The sequence below is a fragment of the Marinilabilia rubra genome (assembly GCF_003121985.1).
In the GTDB taxonomy this organism is placed as follows: domain Bacteria; phylum Bacteroidota; class Bacteroidia; order Bacteroidales; family Marinilabiliaceae; genus Marinilabilia; species Marinilabilia rubra.
Genome location: NZ_QEWP01000006.1, coordinates 119,735 through 139,369 on the forward strand (window position 1 = coordinate 119,735; position 19,635 = coordinate 139,369).

12 protein-coding genes are annotated in these 19,635 nt (G+C 43.6%); 4 read left to right on the top strand and 8 right to left on the bottom strand.

The window, feature by feature from the left end; genetic code table 11:
* Positions 1 to 188: 188 nt before the first annotated feature.
* Both DDZ16_RS09205 and DDZ16_RS09210 read left to right on the top strand, forming a co-directional pair.
* The gene (locus DDZ16_RS09205) at positions 189 to 2,912 is read left to right on the top strand and encodes a TonB-dependent receptor (RefSeq protein WP_109264157.1); all 2,724 of its coding nucleotides are present in this window, start codon (positions 189 to 191) and stop codon (positions 2,910 to 2,912) included.
* 63 nt (positions 2,913 to 2,975) lie between these two features.
* On the top strand, positions 2,976 to 4,082 hold the full coding sequence (locus tag DDZ16_RS09210; RefSeq protein WP_109264158.1) for an NHL repeat-containing protein: 1,107 nt from the start codon (positions 2,976 to 2,978) through the stop codon (positions 4,080 to 4,082).
* A gap of 54 nt (positions 4,083 to 4,136) precedes the next feature.
* Here DDZ16_RS09210 and DDZ16_RS09215 read toward each other — a convergent pair whose 3' ends face one another.
* Entirely contained in the window at positions 4,137 to 4,901 is a 765-nt protein-coding gene (locus DDZ16_RS09215; RefSeq protein ID WP_232526598.1) for a sulfite exporter TauE/SafE family protein, read from the bottom strand.
* A 135-nt stretch (positions 4,902 to 5,036) separates the two neighbouring features.
* Here DDZ16_RS09215 and DDZ16_RS09220 point away from each other — a divergent pair, with 135 nt between their 5' ends.
* Positions 5,037 to 5,414, top strand: coding sequence for a hypothetical protein (locus DDZ16_RS09220; RefSeq protein WP_146192223.1), 378 nt, complete (start codon positions 5,037 to 5,039; stop codon positions 5,412 to 5,414).
* Positions 5,415 to 5,671: 257 nt separating this feature from the next.
* On the opposite strand, the gene DDZ16_RS09225 is transcribed toward DDZ16_RS09220, so the two are convergent.
* From DDZ16_RS09225 to DDZ16_RS09235, 3 genes are all read right to left on the bottom strand, one after another.
* On the bottom strand, positions 5,672 to 6,394 hold the full coding sequence (locus DDZ16_RS09225; RefSeq protein WP_232526599.1) for a tRNA threonylcarbamoyladenosine dehydratase: 723 nt from the start codon (positions 6,392 to 6,394) through the stop codon (positions 5,672 to 5,674).
* Positions 6,387 to 7,046: a TatD family hydrolase gene (locus DDZ16_RS09230; RefSeq protein WP_109264162.1), complete on the bottom strand. Its 660-nt coding sequence runs from the start codon at positions 7,044 to 7,046 to the stop codon at positions 6,387 to 6,389. The genes DDZ16_RS09225 and DDZ16_RS09230 overlap by 8 nt, the downstream gene beginning before the upstream one ends.
* Before the next feature lie 1,086 nt (positions 7,047 to 8,132).
* A complete protein-coding gene (locus DDZ16_RS09235; protein WP_109264163.1) occupies positions 8,133 to 13,661 on the bottom strand; it encodes an alpha-2-macroglobulin family protein in 5,529 nt (1,842 codons plus the stop codon).
* A 368-nt stretch (positions 13,662 to 14,029) separates the two neighbouring features.
* Between DDZ16_RS09235 and DDZ16_RS09240 the strand changes: the two genes are divergently transcribed.
* Positions 14,030 to 14,254 (top strand): hypothetical protein, encoded by a 225-nt coding sequence (locus tag DDZ16_RS09240; protein ID WP_109264164.1) that lies wholly within the window; start codon positions 14,030 to 14,032, stop codon positions 14,252 to 14,254.
* Here the strand turns inward: DDZ16_RS09240 and DDZ16_RS09245 are convergent.
* The 4 genes from DDZ16_RS09245 to DDZ16_RS09265 all read right to left on the bottom strand — a co-directional run bounded on the left by DDZ16_RS09245 (position 14,251) and on the right by DDZ16_RS09265 (position 19,392).
* Entirely contained in the window at positions 14,251 to 14,538 is a 288-nt protein-coding gene (locus tag DDZ16_RS09245; RefSeq protein ID WP_109264165.1) for a type II toxin-antitoxin system RelE/ParE family toxin, read from the bottom strand. The genes DDZ16_RS09240 and DDZ16_RS09245 overlap by 4 nt on opposite strands.
* Positions 14,531 to 14,770, bottom strand: a complete 240-nt coding sequence (locus tag DDZ16_RS09250) for a ribbon-helix-helix domain-containing protein (protein ID WP_109264166.1) — start codon at positions 14,768 to 14,770, stop codon at positions 14,531 to 14,533. The genes DDZ16_RS09245 and DDZ16_RS09250 overlap by 8 nt, the downstream gene beginning before the upstream one ends.
* Before the next feature lie 423 nt (positions 14,771 to 15,193).
* Positions 15,194 to 15,751, bottom strand: coding sequence for a GNAT family N-acetyltransferase (locus tag DDZ16_RS09255; RefSeq protein WP_109264167.1), 558 nt, complete (start codon positions 15,749 to 15,751; stop codon positions 15,194 to 15,196).
* Positions 15,752 to 16,971: 1,220 nt separating this feature from the next.
* Positions 16,972 to 19,392 (bottom strand): RICIN domain-containing protein, encoded by a 2,421-nt coding sequence (locus tag DDZ16_RS09265; RefSeq protein WP_109264169.1) that lies wholly within the window; start codon positions 19,390 to 19,392, stop codon positions 16,972 to 16,974.
* Between the last annotated feature and the right edge of the window lie 243 nt (positions 19,393 to 19,635).

Consider the following 19,635-nt stretch of genomic DNA (forward strand, 5'->3'; position numbering starts at 1 on the left):
AACAAAAATTAAGATTTATCTAAGAATGAGTTAATTTTTCTTTAATGAATCTCAACTCATCATCCAATCCTTTAGCACTTTATCCATATCCACCTGTTTTTCACAAATAAACATCTGTTGAAGCTGATCTAATACCCGGTTAATATTCAATTTGTTGCTTTGCACAAATTCTAAAAAACTATTCCACTATGAACACTCCCAGGTTCTCTGTTTTTATTACTCTATTTTTTGTTATGGCGGCCAATCTATTGGCACAAGGCCATGGAAGCATCAACGGAAGGGTATTGGATACCGAACAATTTCCGCTTCCGGGTGCCAATGTTTACATTGAATCTATTGAAAAAGGCGCTGTCACGGACCGTGAAGGAAAATACCGCATCGCAAACTTATCTTCAGGTGATTACGAACTGTCTGTCAGCTTCATTGGTTTCGACACACAAGTTGTCAGCGTTACCGTCGATGAAGGTGAAACCACTCCTCAGGATTTCACCCTCGAAGGCGGCATCATGCTTGAGGGTATAACCGTTGGATCTGCCTTGCACGGACAAGCCAAAGCGCTTAACCAGCAAAAAACCGCGCCAAACATTAAGAACATCGTATCGGCCGACCTCATCGGACGATTTCCCGATCCCAACGTGGCTGAGGCCCTTCAAAGAATCCCCGGAATCTCTGTTCAACGCGATCAGGGCGAAGGACGTTATGTACAGATTCGCGGTACCGACCCAAACCTCAGCAACGTTACCATCAACGGGGAACAAATTGCTGCCCCCGAAGGCGATGACCGTACCGTTGCTCTTGATATGATTCCCTCTGACATTCTATCGAGCATTGAAGTCACCAAAGCCATCACCCCCGATATGGACGGAGACGCTATTGGTGGATCGGTTAACCTGAATACCATGGGAGCCGTATCGGGCAACCGTGTTTTGAGCATGACTGCCAGTACCGGCTACAACAATCTGGTTGAGGACTTGTCCCCTGTCTCCGGACGGGGATCTCTTGCCTTTGGAAACCGCACGGGAGACCGAAATCAATTTGGCTATATGATCTCAGGAAGCTACAACCGTTCCAATCGCGCTTCGAACAACAACGAAATGGAATACGACGAAGGCGAACTGGATGAATTGCAGTTACGTGATTACGAACTGACCCGTAAAAGACTGGGACTTGTATCCGGAGTGGATTACCGTTTTAGTGATAATTCAGTTGTTTTCCTGAGGGGTAACTACAACTACTTCTCCGACCAGGAATACCGCCGTCGATTTACCATTGCTGCTGACGAACTGGCACGGGATTTTAAAGACCGTCTGGAGGAACAACAAGTTTTCAGTCTGTCTGCCGGCGGAGAGCATCTTTTGAGCCGGAAAACATCCATTGACTACATGTTGTCTTACTCCTATTCTGATCAAAATACACCCAGCGACCGGGAGATCAGTTATACCATGGAAGATGACATGGGTGACTTCATTAACTTTGATCGTGGGAACCCTGACTATCCGCAGTTTTCCTCCATGGGTGGAAATCCTTACAACTATTCTTTGTATGAGTTTGATGAATTTGGTGATGCTTCAGAAATCACTACTGACCAACACTTCACAACCCGGTTAAACCTGAAGACAAATTTCGAACTCTCCGGAAACACACACGGGTATTTAAAGTATGGAGGATTGGCCCGGTTTAAGAGCAAAGACCGCGACATCACCGAAAACATCTATGATTATGGTGGTGATGTAACCTTCCCTGAAATACTCGGCAATTTTGAAGACCCCGACTTTCTGGAGAACAAGTATGCCAAGGGGGTTGGTCGCTTTCCAACCCGAAGCACCGTATCAGATCTCTTTGATAACCACCGCTCCGATTTTGAAAACGAAGAGGAGGACTCCATGGAGGCCTCAAACGCCGAGGATTATGATGCCACAGAAAATACTTACGCAGGGTATTTAATGACAGATTTAAAGGCCGGTAACTTCTCAACACTCTTTGGTGTGCGCTACGAGCATACAAAGGTAGAATACACAGCCAATATCACCGAGTTTGATGTGGAAGGCGATTTGATTACCCCCATTCCTTCCACCAATTCGGAAAACACCTTTGACTTCTTCCTGCCCATGGTTCACCTTACTTACGATATGGGGCAGAATGGCAAACTTCGTCTGGCATGGACCAACACTTTTGCCAAACCCAGATATTTCGATCTGGCGCCGTATCGCATCATTGCCCATGAAGATGAAGAACTGGAACTGGGAAATCCCGATTTGGATGCTGCCCGTTCTATGAACTTCGACCTGATGAGCGAGTATTACTTCTCCAATGTGGGTATCATCTCAGGAGGTTTGTTTTACAAACAGATCAAAGACTTCATCTACATCAGTAACTTCGAATATGCGCAGGCAGGGCCCTATCTGGGATATGAAACTACACAGCCCGTAAATGGAGAGGAAGCAGATCTTTTCGGATTTGAAGTCAACCTCCAGCGTCAGCTGGATTTTCTGCCGGGTTTTGCCAGCGGTTTTGGAATCTACGCCAACTATACTTACACCTGGTCGGAAGCTGATTTAACCACCGATGGCGGTACCCAACGTACGGTAAGTCTTCCCGGGCAGGCTGAAAACGTGGCCAACTTTGCCCTCTCTTACGAAAAAGGCGGTTTCAGCAGTCGTATTTCGTTGAACTATGCCGGAGCTTTTGTGGATGAAATTCGCGAAACCAGTGATTCAGATCGTTATTACGATGAGCGTTTTCAATTGGATGTTTCTGCCAGCCAGAAGCTCACTTCCAACATTCGCCTGTTTGCCGAAGTCATGAACCTGACCAATGCACCTCTTCGCTATTACAATGGCGTGACTTCAAGGCCCGAACAGCAGGAATTCTATTCATGGTGGGGGAATTTTGGTGTTAAACTCAATTTCTAAACACTGTGAAACCTCATTGAATCCCCCTCTATTTTATTGTAAATTAAATCAAAAACCAGAATCATGGATTTTAAATCTGTAAAAATTTTCCTCTTAATCATAACCATTATTGCAGCAGGCATCCTTGTATTTGTACTGACCGCAGCTCAGCAAAACCGCAACAGCATTGTAAAAGAACCCTGTCCATGTGAGCCAGTAGCGGTAATTGAAGAAGCTTTCCACACCCAAAGGGACGAATCAGATAATGTGGACAGTCCGGCGTTATGGCATGGACCCGAAGGTGAAAACTGGCTGCTTGCCACTGCCAAAGAAGGTCACAGCATTTTTGTTTTTGATGCCAAAGATGGTCGTAAAATCAAGACCTTTGGAACAGAAGGCTCAGGAATGGGCGAGCTGATGCGCCCCAATGGTATTGCTGTTATTGATTCACTAGCCCTGATTGTGGAACGTGACAACCGCCGGGTGCAAATTTTCTCTTTACCCGCTTGTCAACCCCTTGGAACATTAGGGGAGGACCAACTCATCCGGCCCTATGGCATCGCCATCCAAAAAACCAGCAAAGGCTATGAGTTGTTTGTTACCGACAACTACGAGATGGCTGATGAATCCATTCCTCCTGTTGACAGTCTTTACCACAGGGTGCATCATTTTGCATTTACCGCGAAAAATGACAGCATTCAGGCAGAACATTTAAATGCTTTTGGAGACACATCAGGCGAAGGTATATTGTACAAAGTAGAGTCCATTTTGTGGGACCAGCCCCTGAACCGTTTACTGATCGCCGATGAATATGAAATGCAACGCAATATCAAAATCTATACTCCTGAAGGGAAGTTCACCGGCGAAATTATTTCTCATCAGTATTTTAGATACGAGCCTGAAGGCATGGCCCTGTGGGCATGTGATGAAGACACTTCAGGATATTACGTGACAACCGATCAGGATGTGATCAACAACAATTTCCCGGTATTCGACCGTAAATCGTTGAAATACCTGGGGAGTTTTGCGGGAAAGATTACCCGCAACACCGATGGCATTTTCCTGTCCCAAAAACCTTATGGAGGTTTTGAAAACGGAGCATTTTTCCCGGTTCATGATGATGGCAGTATTACAGCCATTGATTGGACAAACATTGCAGATTCTCTAAAACTAAGAATTAACTGTCAGTAGTAACTCTGTCAATAAAGACAATCCCGCGGATAGACAAAGTATCTGCGGGATTTTTTATTTAAAAAACAACAAAAGGGCCGAAACAGCAATCACAATGGTCACAAATATCCTGAACTCTTTCTCGGGAATAAACCGTACCAGATACTTCCCGGTAACGGAGCCCAGCCAGACAGCGGGTAACATCACAAAATTGAGCTGAAGCGTATCCATCGAGATCGATTCCCACACAAAAAAGTGAAGAGGGATTTTCAGCAGGTTCAAGCTCAGATAGAATACCGCTCCTGTGGCAATGAAACTGTTTTTGGGCAGGCGCATAGAAAGCAGGTATAAATTAAAAATAGGCCCTGCAGCATTGCCTATCATTGTTGCAAATCCACCCGACACTCCAAGGGTTCTGGCAAACCAGTTTTTGCGTGTAAAACCATCCGGGTTGCCCGAATAATCGCGATAAAAGATAAGTCCCAAACATAAAAGTACGGAGACACCAATAATGGTTCTGAACTGACTGTCAGATATCATCTCTCCCACTACAAGTGCCATTGCGATACCGGCCAGGGCATACGGATACAATTTTTTGATATGCTCCCATCTCAGACTTTTATAGTAGTACCGAATGGCAAACATATCGCCAAAAACCAGAAAGGTCACCAATAACCCTGCAGAAGCCATCCCCCCGTAAAAGTGCGCCAGCAACGGAATCGTTACCATGGCAATCCCTTTCAAGCCACTCTTGGAAACACCCACCAGCCATGCACTAAATAACGTTATCAACCAAATGCCCCAACTTGTACCTAACGGATTTACTATCGATTCTATCATGGTGCAAAGAAACGAAAAATTAGTGGTTGAAGGGAAAAGGGTTGAAGGGTGATGGGGGAAACTGGAAGAAGAGAAAACAGGGGGATAAGCAAAATTATTCAAAATATAATTCTCCCGTCCAGTTACATCCCCCTCATGGCACCCACGGATGCCTCCGGTTCATTGCAACCCCTCCCGGGCGGATGCAATTTGGCTCCCGGGCAATTACAAATGCTTTCAGGCTGTTTGCAAGGCCTCCCGGGCGGCAACAAATTGGCTCAGGCCGGCTGCAACCCCCTTCCGGGCGGCTTACACCCCCTCGAGGTTGAGGTCCACCCCCCCCAGGCTGCAAACAATGCACCTCAGGGGCTTAAACCTTTGCTTCCTGCCTTGTGCAACCCCTCCCGGGGACATACAACACTCTTCCTGCTTGAGACAATCAGGCATATTGATTGGCGGCACCGTAAGACAAAAAAAGAGCCCGTTGCCAAAACCGGACTCCTGTCTTCAACAGCCTTTAAAACAAAAATCTAATTATATCTGGTATAAAAACCGTCCAAGGTCTCGGGATCATCATTAAAAACAAAGCGGGCACCATCACGCACTTCCTCGGCCAACTCCTTGGTCAGTGTATAAATGAATCCGAATCACACGTTCTTCACTAATCTCCGAGGTGCCGTTAGCCTTGGCTCTGAGATTGGCCTTTGTGCAGGGCCTTGAAACGAGGACTGAATACGGTGGCTAACCACCCCCAGATCATTGTTTACTGATCATAGCTTATTGTGCTGCTCCTATTTCACCAACTCCCGAATCACCTTCGAAGCTGCCATCATTCCAAATATCGCCGGCATGTACGAAATGGTGCCAACAGTGGTCTTTTTGTTGCGTTCCCCTTCTGTCTGTACAATGGCCGACTTATGCACCGGTTCGGGACTAAAAACCACGTCAAACCCTTTTTTAATATCGAATTTGGTCAGTCGTTTACGCACCATTCTCGCCAGGTTACAATGATAGGACTTGCTGATGTCGACAATCTCAATTTTTTCGGGATTCATTTTCCCTCCTGCCCCCATGGAAGAAATCAATGGCCGGTTGTTTTCCATTGCAGCTAGAATTAGAAAAACTTTGGGACTGAGGGAGTCAATGGCATCCACCACATAATCAACGGGCTTTTGAAGCAGGGCCCGGAAATCCTCGCCGGTATGAAAATGATCAAATGCGTGTAATACAATTTCAGGATTGATGGCCTTTAAACGGTCAACCATTATACTGGTTTTGGTGTGACCTTCGGTATGTTCCAGTGCCGGCAACTGGCGATTGCGGTTCGATGGTTGCACCACATCGCCGTCGATAATGGTCATCTCCCCCACTCCTGCCCTTGCCAGCATTTCAGCACACCAGGAGCCTACGCCGCCAAGACCGGCCACCAAAACATGTGCGCCATTCAGTTTCTTTACTTTTTCTTCACCAATCAACAACTCTGTACGTTCCAGCCACTCCATGAAATCAGTCAAATATTGTTTTAAAATTTTTGTTTATGGTTTTTTCAAGCTCTTTCAGAGAAATGCCTCTGATGTCTGCTGCCCGGTCGTAAAGTCCCGAAATCGTTTTATTGGTATGATCTGTTTCCAGAAAAAACCGATCGTCCGGGACTTCTGCCAAAGACTCTGATGCCCTGTTGTTATGATACAGGATTTTGGGTCCAAAAGACAAGTAGAATCCGGCATCCACAAATTGCTGCATCTCCTGAGGATGACCCGCAAAACCATGAATAATCCATGGCTGCAAAGGTGACATTTTTTTCCGTAACCTCAGCACCTCGTTATTGGCCTTTACAGAGTGTATGATCAGAGGTTTTTTAACCTCCTCCGAAATTTCTATGTGATAGCAAAATATTTTTTTCTGCTCTCCCATTTGTGGTCCCTTTAATTTATCAAGACCTGCTTCTCCTATGGCTACAACTTTATTAAAATGGGCCATATCGCGCACATGAGCCAGAAGTTTCCCGATATCATGCCCTTTGGTGTACCATGGATGAATTCCATAAGAAAACAGATTCCCGTTTTCGTATTTTTCCAGCGGTTCGGGAGCTACACAGCTCACAATCGCCCTTACGTGCTTCTTATCCTCAGGGGGGGTATGTGTATGAAAATCGATGTATTGCATAAAAGATAGATTCTTAGATGTTAGATCATTAGATGTTAGAGGTTAGAGGTTAGAGGCTAGAGGTTAGAGGTTAGAGGCTAGAGGTTAGAGGTTAGAGGCTAGACTGGCTTAAGTTAATATTTGCGATGATATTAATAATTAGGTTCTTCTTTTAAATACAATAGATCGTTAGATATAAAATGTTTCATGCAATCTTGATATTCTGTATTTTAACAACAAACACCTCCTAAATGGTATGTTGTCGGCTTGCACCGCTTTACAATCCCGATCCATCGGGATAACGGAGTATTGTAAATACGTACAAGGTGCATTAAAAAATGCTGGCCCTACTTGTCCCTGATAAGGGGCAAATGTAAATAACCCCGGGCAGGTAAGCCCGGGGGGTTAGAGGTAGGGATTACATGGTCCCTGGAAGGGGCCAACTATTCCGGATATTGCGATGAATTATGGAATGTTGGCCTCTTTCAGAGACCGATTATATTCTTATTCCCTCTGCTGGTGCGGATTTGAAATCCGCACCTCCTTAAGCCATATTGCAGGGATTTCATCCCTTTAACCCTGAATGGCTTTTATCCCTTGAAAATATTTAAGTAAAAGCCCAAAATACAGAATATTAGGGGCGTTGCCCCTATAACCCCAATTACTTATTTTGTCTTGACACAAAAAAGTAATCAAAAAAAGTCAAGGCTCTGACCGCTTCACTCAAAAAAACAGCGATTGATGGCTAAAATCTTTAAACTCTCCCGATTTAAGTTTTGTAAGGTTTTGGGTGCCCCAAAAACCAACAAAATCTAATATCGGAATCAAACAGAAAAGATTTTTTTACGCCATCTTCACTTGCTTTTTTGGCTCATCGGTCAAGGCCGTCCTATTCTGACAGCCTTGTTTTTGCTGAACATACCAAATTGACAGTCCGTCATGTTTTTACAACAGTCACGGAATATGGGGCTTAAACCTAAATATACTTTGTGTTAATACACACATTTTCGGCACCATACGATTCATCTTATATCTATCCCGAAGCATCGGGACTAACGATCTATTGTTGTATAAAACTCAAAATCTAACACGGATCACAAGCCCCCGTCAGGGAGTTACCACCTCTGTTTTTCTTCCGGCAACACGTGCACGGATGTTATGATTGTACATCGCTTCACAGGTCACGGGTGGCAAGTAAAACTCACCCGGGAATGCGGCGTGTACCACCACTACAAACTCTTTGCTTTCACCGGCCTTCAGATCGAAGTAGGATAGCACCCTGTCGTCACGAATATCCCGGTAATCAGGAATGTCGCGTTCGTGGGCGTTGGAACCTTCCAACCTGGTATTACGGATTTCCCATCCGGAGGGAACCATTTGTGTCAATGCCAGGTTCTCGGCATCTCCGGCAGTTCCCGGGTTGCTAATTCTCACCACATATTTAAAATCGGTGCCCTGCTCCAGTTTTGAAGCTGATAGCGTCTTGTCATCCATTGTCAACAGTCGGGTGGACAAGTTCAGGTTTTCGGAGAAGCTGGTTGAATCCACTCCGGCAGGTGTTCCGGTCATCACCAACGTCACAAAAAGTTCATTGCTGTTGTCATTACTAACTTCAATGCTTCCACTATTGTTCTTTCCGGTATCAATATCCCTCTGAGAGATGGGCTTTTCTGCACCTACCGTTACAGGACTGTCTCCGTTCACCGTCAATGTGTATTGCAACCCTTTGCTTTCCATGTTTTGTCCTGCAAAGTTGACGATGCTCATCAATGTCCAGGCAGTTGTTTGGGTACTGTACCAGCGGTCTTTACTGATGCGGTCTGCCGCCTCACGAACCAAGGGCATTGCGGTCTCTTTTTTGTTCAGCAACGTCAGTGCATTGATCAAAATAGCTTTATCCCTAAGTGAGGAACCATAAGTACGGTACTGAACCCTGGCCTGATCGGTATCTCCGGTTTGGTTCATCAACTCCTCTGCTACTTCATGCATGCCTGAGAGAGCATAGGCTGAAGCTAGTAGCCATCTGGCCTGAACAATCAACCTACTTTGCTGGCGGAGCCGGTTCATGGCACCAGTGGCAGGTTCTCCGGCCAGAGCAAGAGTGTAAAGACGATACCCCTGCAACATTTGCTCGGAGGTATAATAACGCGTTTCAGGTTTTGGTAACCACGATTTGGCTTTTTTCTTCTGATAACTGAGCCAGTTGTCTTTGATCGAAGGTCTTACCACATAACCTTTCTTTTCCGCTTCAAGCAGAAAATGTCCGGCATAACTGGATCCCCAATCACTGGACTGCGATTGCCCCGGCCAGTAAGCAAATCCACCCTCAGGAGTTTGATAATCGCTAAAGCGTTCCAGCACACTGGATACATTTTCTCGTATCTTACTCCTTTGGGCATTGTCCGGTTCCATCACTTTATCCAGATAGAGTTGTGGGAATCCTCCTGAAGTAATCTGCTCTATGCAACCGTGAGGATATTCAGTCAGATAAGTAAGTCGTTTAGTCAGATCCATTGGCGGAAGCGTACTTGCCTCAAGACGAACATTGTTCGTTCCGACAATGCCAGGTAATTGATAGTCGAAAGTCTCTGATGCATTGCCATCCAACACTGCAAACTGAGTTCTGGTCACCGGGGGATTGGGTATGCGCACCTCAAGGTTTTTAGTCAACACCGCTTCTTCGCGGCCACCCCTGGCTGTGATTATAAGTTGTGAAGTACCGGTTAATTGCTTCGTAGCTATTTCAAAATAAACATTCTTGTCACCCGGGCCGTCAAAGCTTAGAGTCTTTGTAGCATCCCCAATCACCTGGTAGTGTTCGGAACCCTTTAGCGAAACTTCCACATTGCTAATATTGTCTTCCGTCACAAAAACGGTCACCGGCAGGGCGAGTTTCTCATTGGGGCCCAGGACACGAGGCAGAGAACTCCAGACCATTACCGGTTTTTTCACCTTCACAGTGGCATCGCTGCTTCCTGTTGCTTCTCCGTTGGAGCCAATCACCATCACTCTGACAGAACCTGTATAGGAGGGCACCTCAAAACTGTGCTCATTTTCCTTACGTTTTTTGAGTTTGTAAGGGCCAAAAAAGCGCACCATGGGCTCAAAGCGGCGCATCTGGTTCCGCCCTTTGTCCCCCGAAAGACTGCCATCACCACCAACGCTAAAGAGCTGCTCTATTTTTCCACCAAAAGCACCCAATACCTCATCGTACAAATCCCAGGTTTTCACCCCCAGGGCCTGACGGGCGTTAAACCTGCTCCATGGATTAGGCGTGCGGAAATTGGTCAGATCCAGCAGACCTTCATCCACCACCGCAACCACATAATCCATTGGCTCGTTGTTGGCTTCACTCACTTCAATTTCTGCTTTTTCACCGGGCCGCCACACCTCTTTGGTTTTTAACTCAGGCTCGAGCCGGGTTGCAGGATCTTCCACCATGGCCGGAACAATGCCGTACAACCGCAAAGGCCGGTTATTGGCGGTTTGTTCATAGGGCTGGATCAGCGTTACACTGATGTAAATATTAGGAGTCATATCAGCCGTAGCTTCAAAAGAAAATTTTGTCTCTTTTGCTTCGGGTTTCACCCACCAGCTTTTCAGCACTTTGCTGCCGGTTTCTATACTCACCAGTGCACGCCCCTGCTCAGATGAGGGAAACGTCACTTCAATATCCTCTCCTGCTTTATAAGTTCCTTTATTGGTGGCAAATACAAGATGTGAAGCACCATCCCCACCTCTCGACTCGCGGGTCCATCCCGGCCAGTCAACCTGCACGGTTGTTGCAGTGCTGTGTTCCGATGCGGAATTCACCACACGAATCAGATAACGCCCCCACTTGGGTTTGTTCACACGAAACTGAAAACTGCCTTTCCCGTTTCTATCGGTCTTAAGGGTGCCTGAATCCACCATATTGCGACTGCGCGAAGATATATAACGGCCCAAATCTTCGTCCGATTTCTCCCACCACCATCGCCAGTCAATTTTGTAAACCATATAAACCAATTCCTGATCAGCAACAGGCTTTCCTTTGGCATCTACCGAAACCAGATCAATCTGATGGTCCTGATCGGTTAGTAATAACCCACGATCATCCCCGGAAGGGGTCTGAATACCGGTATAAACATCGAACGGTGATAAAGGGGCTTTATCAGTAGCAATACTAAATGAACCACCTTCTTCGAAAACACGGGTAGTAAATACCGCGGCCAACTTTCCGGGTGCCCGGTCAAACTCAGGGATTTGTTTGCGGAAAGAGGTCTCTCCCGATTCATCCAGCTGTCCTTCAAAAATACTTACCTCCGACTCCTGAAGATCTCGTGTGGGATCATCAAAATTATATCCGGGAAAATCCTCAAAAGTGGTCTTGACGTTACGCACATCCATTCTCACATCGGCTTTCAATTTGGAGGCAGGAGAACCATGCAGCCACTCAGACTGAATGGAAAAGTTACCGGAATTTCCCGATTTCAGCACTTCATCAACCACTTCCAAATTGATCTTTAAGCGATTGGGCCGAATGGTTTCAATACGCAATGATTTTTCAAACACCACACCCCCCATTTTAATGCGGGCCAGCCACATACCTGTGGGGGCGTCTTCTGATGTTTTGGTTCTGAAAGTGTAAAGTGTATTGTCAGGATTGACGCTGGTCTGCCGGTCAATCAAGCGACCTCTCGGGTCGGTAAGTTCAAAAGTGACCGGGTGATTTGGAGGCAAAGTCCCCGGCTGGCTTTCCATGGGCATAAACGAGACAAATATGGAATCGCCCGGACGCCAAACTCCACGTTCGCCAAAAATAAAACCTCGCAATCCTTCCTTTACGGTTTCACCAGACACATCGAAACGATCTATCGCCAGGGCCTGACCATCATCCAATCTCAGATAACCGCGTTGTTTGTCTTGTTTGGCAACCAATAGAAATGGGGTTTCATCCAAATGGATGGATACCAGTCCTTCGTTTCCGGTTTTGCCTTCAGCAATTTTGGCCATCTGGAGATTGAATACCTCCACGTCAATATTTTTAATGGGTTCAGCCGTTCTGATATCGGTGACCGTCACCAATAATTCATCGTTGGTTCCACGCTTGGCCAGCAACCCAAGGTTAGATGCCAGCACATTTTTGGCCACCCACTTATCGCGGTTGTAATAAGATGATGAACAGGGATTGTCTCTCTCCCGCCAACTGTAATTGGGGTTGTAATGATAGGGATAGGTGGAGTAGTAATTATTGGGTTGATCCCAGAATTCCTCATCAGGATCGGATGTGTTTTCCGTTACGGTAGCTTCCTGGTCATTATCACTTGCGCAGGGATAAATGGCATCTGCTTTCTCAAAACCAATCTCAACACGGTAGATGGCCCCCGGGTCGGGCTGGACAAACTTGCTTAAATCCAGCGAGAAAGTATTCCATTTATACAGATCCACTGTTGGATCGGTATCGATTTTTATACGCTGTCTGTGAACCAACCGGCCGGCACGTTTCAGTTGTGATTCACCTCCCAGACGGTTGACCTGAAGGAAATGGCCGATGTTGTGTTCATAAATTTTTATGATGCGAACCCTGACAGCCTTGAGACTAACAGCACGGAAAGGCATGTAAAGTCCTTGGGAGTATGGCATGATGGTGCCATCCCCTATCATTTCCACCTCGGGTTTTTCGCTGGAGAATACAAACGAAAATTCTCCTTTTGCGCTGAGTTTTCGACCCGAGATATTTTTTACATCGGGCAAAATCACCAAAGTGCGTTCTCCCGTAATCGCGTCCCCGGGATAAAGTTCAATTTGATTGTTGTCGATGTTCCAGTCAAGATCTTTGTTATCCAGCAGTAACAAACCGGAGATATCCTGTCCAGGATCTACCGGATCACTGAAAGTAACGGTAATTACATTACGTGGGGAGGTAGACAACCCGGCCGAAATAATTTTGAAAGCATCTTTTGAAGGAACGACCATGTTCAGGCTCTTGGACTCCCTGGGTGACAAGGGGCCCTCTGCAATGGTTACTTTAAGTTTTCCGGCAGCATCCTTACGAGGCACATTATTAACTGTCAATTCATGATTACGTCCATCAATGTGCGTCCACTCAGGTCTTACCGTTTCCCCGTTAAGCGTCACTTCAACCTCATCTTCCACCAGTTGATTTGCGGCCACATCGGCCAGTGACACACGCGCCGTCACCTGATAGGTCTCGTAGTCGGAGACCGAAACCGGCCGCATTATATCGGCACTGATCCAGGCATTTTGCTCAATGGTGCGGAAGGTAAAAAAGAAAGGCTCTTCTTCCCCTGGTAACAATTTTGGCAAATCAATTTCAACCTTAAATTCCTCTCCCGAAGGCAACATCTCCGAAGGCTTAAAAACCAGAGTGCGGTCACCTGCCCACGTGGCTTCACCATCTACCGAAGGAGATATCATCAATACACCTTTGGCAACAGACTGACCGGCTTCTGCCTTATGAACAGGAGACGCAAACTCAACCATGACAGGTGAATTAACCGAAATCTGCCCCGAGGTAAAGGCACTGATCTGAGGATGAAAAGGAGAATGGGCAGATTCTTCTTTTTTATTGGAAGAACAACCCATAAAAAGTGAGGCCGCAACCATTAAAGTGGCCAGGGAAGTGAGGATTCTCATAAAGCGATGTGTTATTCTGATTATAAATTATTTAAGATGGTCTACAAATTTAGTATAATTTGAATAGGATTTTTGAAAAGAGAAAAGTTAAAATAGTTAGACTTAACGCAGAGGCGCGATGACGCAGAGTTTTTATGGGGAGATTTCTGCTCTGGAGGTTATGAGGGGTTGAACTATGGGATTGGTTGTGTTTAGAAGGAATGATTTAACAGGATTGAAAATCCCGGATTAATGAGAACCCGGATTGCAAATCCGAAGTATGAGAAGATTAGCTAGTCTGGGCTACCAGGGCCCTGAAAGGGTCCAATCTGGATAACCCCGGGTAAAAAACCCGGGGCCAGGCATCACTTAAAATAGCAGGTCCCCGAATGGGGGCCAATTATCATTTTGCTGAGGCTTTTGCTTTACTAAAATCTGTCATTGGTAGCTTGTCGAATAATCTTTTCATTGGATTAACAGATGTTTCGGCTGCACTCAACATGACGCGTGATTGTTGTTTTATTGTTTTTGGACAGCTTCTTGTTAATGAAACGCTGATTACCGTTCGGCTCTGCCACTTTGCTTATCCGAAATCCCCAATCAGCGCCGGTTAAAGAATATCATTTAAATCTTGTCGTCCAATAATTGCCATTATTTCAACTATGTCATCTTTAACTCTGAAGAAAATACTGTCTGCTCCACAAACACATCGCCTGTACCCTTCTTTTATAAAATTGACGGATTGAAAGGAATAAGGCTGTTGCGCAATCAGATCGAAATATTCAAAAAACGTCTCAAAGTACTTGTCTGCCTGGATAGGTCCGAATTTTTTAACCCCGTAATGATGAATTCTTATCAGGTCTTCCCTGGCAGCAATACTTAACTTGTAATTAGCCATTTAGCAATCTTTTGGATTGTTCTAATAATTGCTCTTTAGTTTCATCCGTAAAACCACTCTTTTCTGCTCTGTCCAATTTAGCTCTAACCATATCAATTTTGACCTGTTGCTTTCTGGCTTGTCTTATTAAGTCATTTACAAGCTCACTTTTGCTTGAGTATTCTTCATTCTCAACCTGAGCCTTTAACCACTCATCATTTGGCTTGGTTAATGAGATACTTTGCCTTGCCATAACATTTATTTTTGATGTAAATTTACACCAAATAATAACCATATGCAATCATTCTCAATAAGTATTCACCTATTTCATTTGGTTTTAGAAACTGTTTAAATTTTGTTTTTGGAAGATGTTTTTGAAGAATTGAGTTCTTAGACAAGTCAAAATTGACACGAAAAGGATGATTAGAATATCAAAACCTTTCATTGTAACGGGGCTCAAATTAATTGTTGAATTAATATGGATGCGAGGTTGCTTTGCGGGTTGCGGATGTAATTGGGGATGGGTAAACCAACAAAATTATAATCCCGGGGAAAGAGGAACATAAAGTGACGCAAGTTTCAAGGATTTGACCTTTTGAAGCTGAATATATTCAGAAGACCAATTTAACAGGATTGAAAATCCCTGGTTAATGAGAACGCAGATTGCAAATCCGCGTCAGCAAAGGGTATCAAATTGATATTCATAAAAAACCATTCCCTTTCTCTTTTTATCCACTGTTGAAACTGAAAACCCGGTTTTTTCCAATACGTTGATCGAAGCAATATTGTCAGTTTCCACTCCACCTGAAATCGATTTTATATCTCCCTGCTTTTTGCACCATTTTATTAACCCGTCAATCAATTCAGTTCCTAATCCTTTCCCCCAAACTCTTTCAGATAAGAGATAGCCAAATCGCAAGTCATGGTATTCGTTTTCGGCATCAGTTTCATAGAGAAAAACAAAACCTATTATTTCATTAATGGATGAAAGTTGAATCGTTACAAAATGACTTTCTTTTTCTCTTTCGGATATCCATTCCTGAGCATGATTTATTGTTGTAATATCCTGCCATCCATCGGGTAACGCTTTTGTAACATTTGGAGATAATATTTCAATTACTTTTTCGGCAAAATTTAGTTCTGAGTTTCCCTCTAAAATCTGAGCGGTCCAACTCCCTACTGTTAATCGCTGAGTCTCGAAATTACATCTTTCTTCTATGGTGCTATTTGACATCTGACAGACCTTTTATAATGTGATGTAACCGTCCCGGCTTTATTCCCCTGCCCGCTGCTTTCAGACCAGCTGTGGATTTATCAGCTTGAACGCATGGTCTTGGGAAATGAAAAACCCTCAATATGCTTTGGATGCCACGGCTGGCGTATGATAGCTTTATTAGCAATGGCGGATTACTCCACTTACCCCCTCGCAAACCCGGATCCCGATGCATCGGGACAAGCTGTACAGTATTCCCCTATCCGGTTCCTCTGTATTTACATTCACTATCAGTTGCTAATTTAAACATTTGCGTGAACAATCCTTGGTCGGGGTAATGGTAGATGTTTTAGTAACATTCCGTACCCTTTCCATGTATAACTTTTGCGTTGACTTCGACGATTTAACCATTTGAACCAGGAATGTTTCGCGTCACCAAACATTCTTGGTAAAGCAAGCGAGTTACCCTTTATTACGGATGAACGTATTGCGTCGGCTTAACCACGATTTAATATAGCTTTTGCTCATTCGTGGTTTGTTTTTCAAGGTAATCGCGATTTCTCTTCGTTCAATTTGGAGGCTCTGTCACACTGCCTGCACACTCGCTTGCCAGATACTTTTACTCACATTTATAATTTGTTTTTAATTGTGTTCGTGAACTCCCTACGGTCGTTTCTGCTATCCTCACGGAATCCCCCATCTGGTTCACTACTACCCTGCCGGCGGGCTTTGGGTAGACAGGAATTGCACCTGTTGTCAGTCATCATCAAATTTCAAAGACCTTGGTCTTGTTCCAAAGATTTCGGCTTACGAAACCGTTTCACATTTTTGTTTAGATTGCTGCAGTTTCTCTCAGCGTACACGTGAAATTGTATGAGTAGTGCCAGATTGCGTGGTACTTTCCTGTCAAACCGTTACGCAATTTGAGCGGGCTACAAACCTTGATATTTAGCACTTTCCCTGCTATTACTTATACAAATTCTTTTCTCTAAAAGTTCCAATTTACATAACAACTTACTTTTTTTAGAGATTGTATCTCCTTTGGCGTATGATTGCATCGAAGCAATGTTATTTTCAATGAGTTTTCCATTCTCGAAACGTAATTCAATGTCTTTATTTGTTTTTTCCCGGTCTTGCTGAAGGGCAGGCAGGTGGCTTGTGTCGTGAATTGGGCGAAGCCCACGAAACGGAACAAGCTACCTGCCAGCCTAACGACCAAACTGCTGTTAAGGCTTTTTTTATTAATTCGGGATATATTTTTTACCTGTTTTTACATTTATTAAATACCATTGTTTTGATGGGGTGTTATGATAAGTCCATAGGTGTACTTTGTTTCCTTTATTGGCATTGTTATTATCTTTTAAGGCCAGACACATTTTTCGGTTGGTTCTGGGAATTATTACAAACTTACCTCCGCCCACATGCTTAAAATAAAATTGCTGCGATGCACCTTTATGTAGTCTCCACAAGTGTATGGGGGTTCTTTTATTTCTGCCTCTTCCTTTTAAATCTAAGGCATATCTATGGTCGCTAGCCGGGGTAATTATGTAGTACGAAAGATAATTATTCCTGTGAAATTTATATTGTTTGGCACCGCTATTATCTTTTGTCCATATTTGTAAACGCTGCCCTTTCATTTTCCATTTTTTCTTACCGTGATCGTAGGTAATATCGAAATAGCCATTGTCCGAATTTCCGGCTTTAACCGATTTTATATAATATGTTCCTTTAGGAATTTCTTCGCCTTTCAGCGTTGCTGTTTCCGTTTTTTTCCACTCTCTTGTCAGCATACGCTCCCACACCTTGTCGCGATAGGCTTTCTCTTTCTTCATGTATTTCTTCACTTCCGCATAGTATATTTTCACACCGTTTTTTGCATCAGATTCTGATGTATAATACTTCACAAAAGCACGATCGTTAAGAATTTCTTTCCAGTCTTCGTCTATACTTCTACAAATCTTATCCCAGTCTTTTTTTATTAATTTACTTCTTATTCTTCGGGTTTCTTCAGGTGTGTCTCCCTCTATTTGGCCTATCTCATTAAAGGTGTTGAAATAAAACCTACGTACTGCATCGTAAGAGCCATCTACAATATGACGACTTAACTCATAAGCTCTATCGGGAACACATTTTGTGTGGCAACGCTCTTTTGGATGTGTATGCTCAGCGTAAGTTTTAATATCATTCATCATTGCTTTAGAAATAGAACCCGCATCTTTGGCTATGTTAGCAGCATGTTTTGCCACCTTTTCTACTTCCTCAACAATAGGCCCGCCAAATTTTTCTATCAATTTATTGGTAATGTCTTTTACGATTTGTTCTGCATCAAGTGAGGCTTCAAATGAAATTTTTTGTAATTTATTCTGATATTTAAACTCACAATGCATTTCTCCATTCAGACTCAAATTTTTCTTTTGGGCATCTAAATCAAGATACATTTTTTGTATTTGTATCTCATCTAATGCTTGTTTTACTGTATTTCTTATTGTTTTATTTGGTATTTTATGTGCCTCGTTCCAAATAAATTTACTGTAATCTCCGGTGAAATGCATTTTGTATCTGAACTCATTTTCCAAATCAAAATTAAAATCTAAAAAGAAGTCAAGTTCTTTGAATTTGCCTACTCCCACAAGCGCAAAACCTTTGGTTAACTCTAAATCCCCTACCGTGCCCCCTGTGGGTGCAAATTTTATTTCTGCACTATCTAGCTCATAATCGGGTGGAAACACATTCGGAAAATCCAAACTAAACCCTTTTTTAAGCATTTCAGGTATTTGATCTAAACTAATTTTTGAATTGCTTCGTCCCCGTAGCGCAACTTCGCCATCGAGAGGTGATATTGAAACAAATGTTCCGAAATCAACATCGAAGTATTTAGCACGTTCTATGGCAAATCCAAATTGCGAGATGCTTTGCGCCGGAATATTTACAGCCAGTGCCGATGCACCTTTTGAAAATATTACCGAATTTTTATTGAAAAACCTATCCATACCAAACGGGTCTGTCCACGTTGACATCATGGATGCCGAGCCCATAATTGTTTGTTTTACCAGGTCATACCCAAACTGATAATTCATATTTAGGTCAGGGTCAAATTCAGAGGGTTTTACAATCATGTTTAAAGATACCGTTAAAATGAAGGAACCTTTTTGATAAGCAGCTCCAAGTCCGGCAGAGTAATAAGATAGTGTTGTTCCGCTCTTTTCGACTTCAAGTATTTTAATTGGCTCTTTTGAGAAAGCTAAATCGCCGGAAAGCTCAAAAGTTCCCATTCCTATTTTGGCTTGAATACCAACAGTTGGGGTTGTAACTTTTAATAGCGTACAAAGATTTTTTAGGTTTTTCTCTGTATCTGCATTTGCACTAATCATTAAACCTTCTTTCGACATTTCAAAACAAATGTCCTGTAATCCCAAGTCCTTCAGAACATTGTAGCCCGGTATTTTTTCAAGTTGATCAATGGTTACTTCACCTTTTAATTCTAAGGGGTTTAAGCTCCCCTCGAAATCGAATGTCCCGTAATCTGCTATTGTAATACTATACATATTTCCATTTTGAACAGCAGCGAGCTCACCAAACCCGTTAACGTTAATTTTTTGGGTGTTTTGTGCATATCCTGAGACAGTAATAAACACGAATAATAGTAATACTTTAATTTTCATTTTGGCATTTTTTGATTAGCAACATGATTGGTTAACATATAGTTGCTAAACTGAATGATATTTGAAAAATATTTAGCCTTAATGTGTGTATATACAAAACAAAGTGTCGTATGTCTACTATTGTAGTTTTGTGTTTCCTAGCCTTAAATATCTGTAAATCGGAATATAATTTTTCACTGATTGTTAGGGTTTCATGGTTTTACGAATGTCGCAAAGCTAGCCAAAGGTAAAACTATACATGTC

Coding starts and splice junctions, on each gene's coding strand:
- DDZ16_RS09205 (WP_109264157.1), top strand. CDS start 189: ATGAACACTCCCAGGTTCTCTGTTTTTATTACTCTATTTTTTGTTATG.
- DDZ16_RS09210 (WP_109264158.1), top strand. CDS start 2,976: ATGGATTTTAAATCTGTAAAAATTTTCCTCTTAATCATAACCATTATT.
- DDZ16_RS09215 (WP_232526598.1), bottom strand. CDS start 4,901: ATGATAGAATCGATAGTAAATCCGTTAGGTACAAGTTGGGGCATTTGG.
- DDZ16_RS09220 (WP_146192223.1), top strand. CDS start 5,037: ATGGCACCCACGGATGCCTCCGGTTCATTGCAACCCCTCCCGGGCGGA.
- DDZ16_RS09230 (WP_109264162.1), bottom strand. CDS start 7,046: ATGCAATACATCGATTTTCATACACATACCCCCCCTGAGGATAAGAAG.
- DDZ16_RS09235 (WP_109264163.1), bottom strand. CDS start 13,661: ATGAGAATCCTCACTTCCCTGGCCACTTTAATGGTTGCGGCCTCACTT.
- DDZ16_RS09240 (WP_109264164.1), top strand. CDS start 14,030: ATGGGGGCCAATTATCATTTTGCTGAGGCTTTTGCTTTACTAAAATCT.
- DDZ16_RS09245 (WP_109264165.1), bottom strand. CDS start 14,538: ATGGCTAATTACAAGTTAAGTATTGCTGCCAGGGAAGACCTGATAAGA.
- DDZ16_RS09250 (WP_109264166.1), bottom strand. CDS start 14,770: ATGGCAAGGCAAAGTATCTCATTAACCAAGCCAAATGATGAGTGGTTA.
- DDZ16_RS09255 (WP_109264167.1), bottom strand. CDS start 15,751: ATGTCAAATAGCACCATAGAAGAAAGATGTAATTTCGAGACTCAGCGA.
- DDZ16_RS09265 (WP_109264169.1), bottom strand. CDS start 19,392: ATGAAAATTAAAGTATTACTATTATTCGTGTTTATTACTGTCTCAGGA.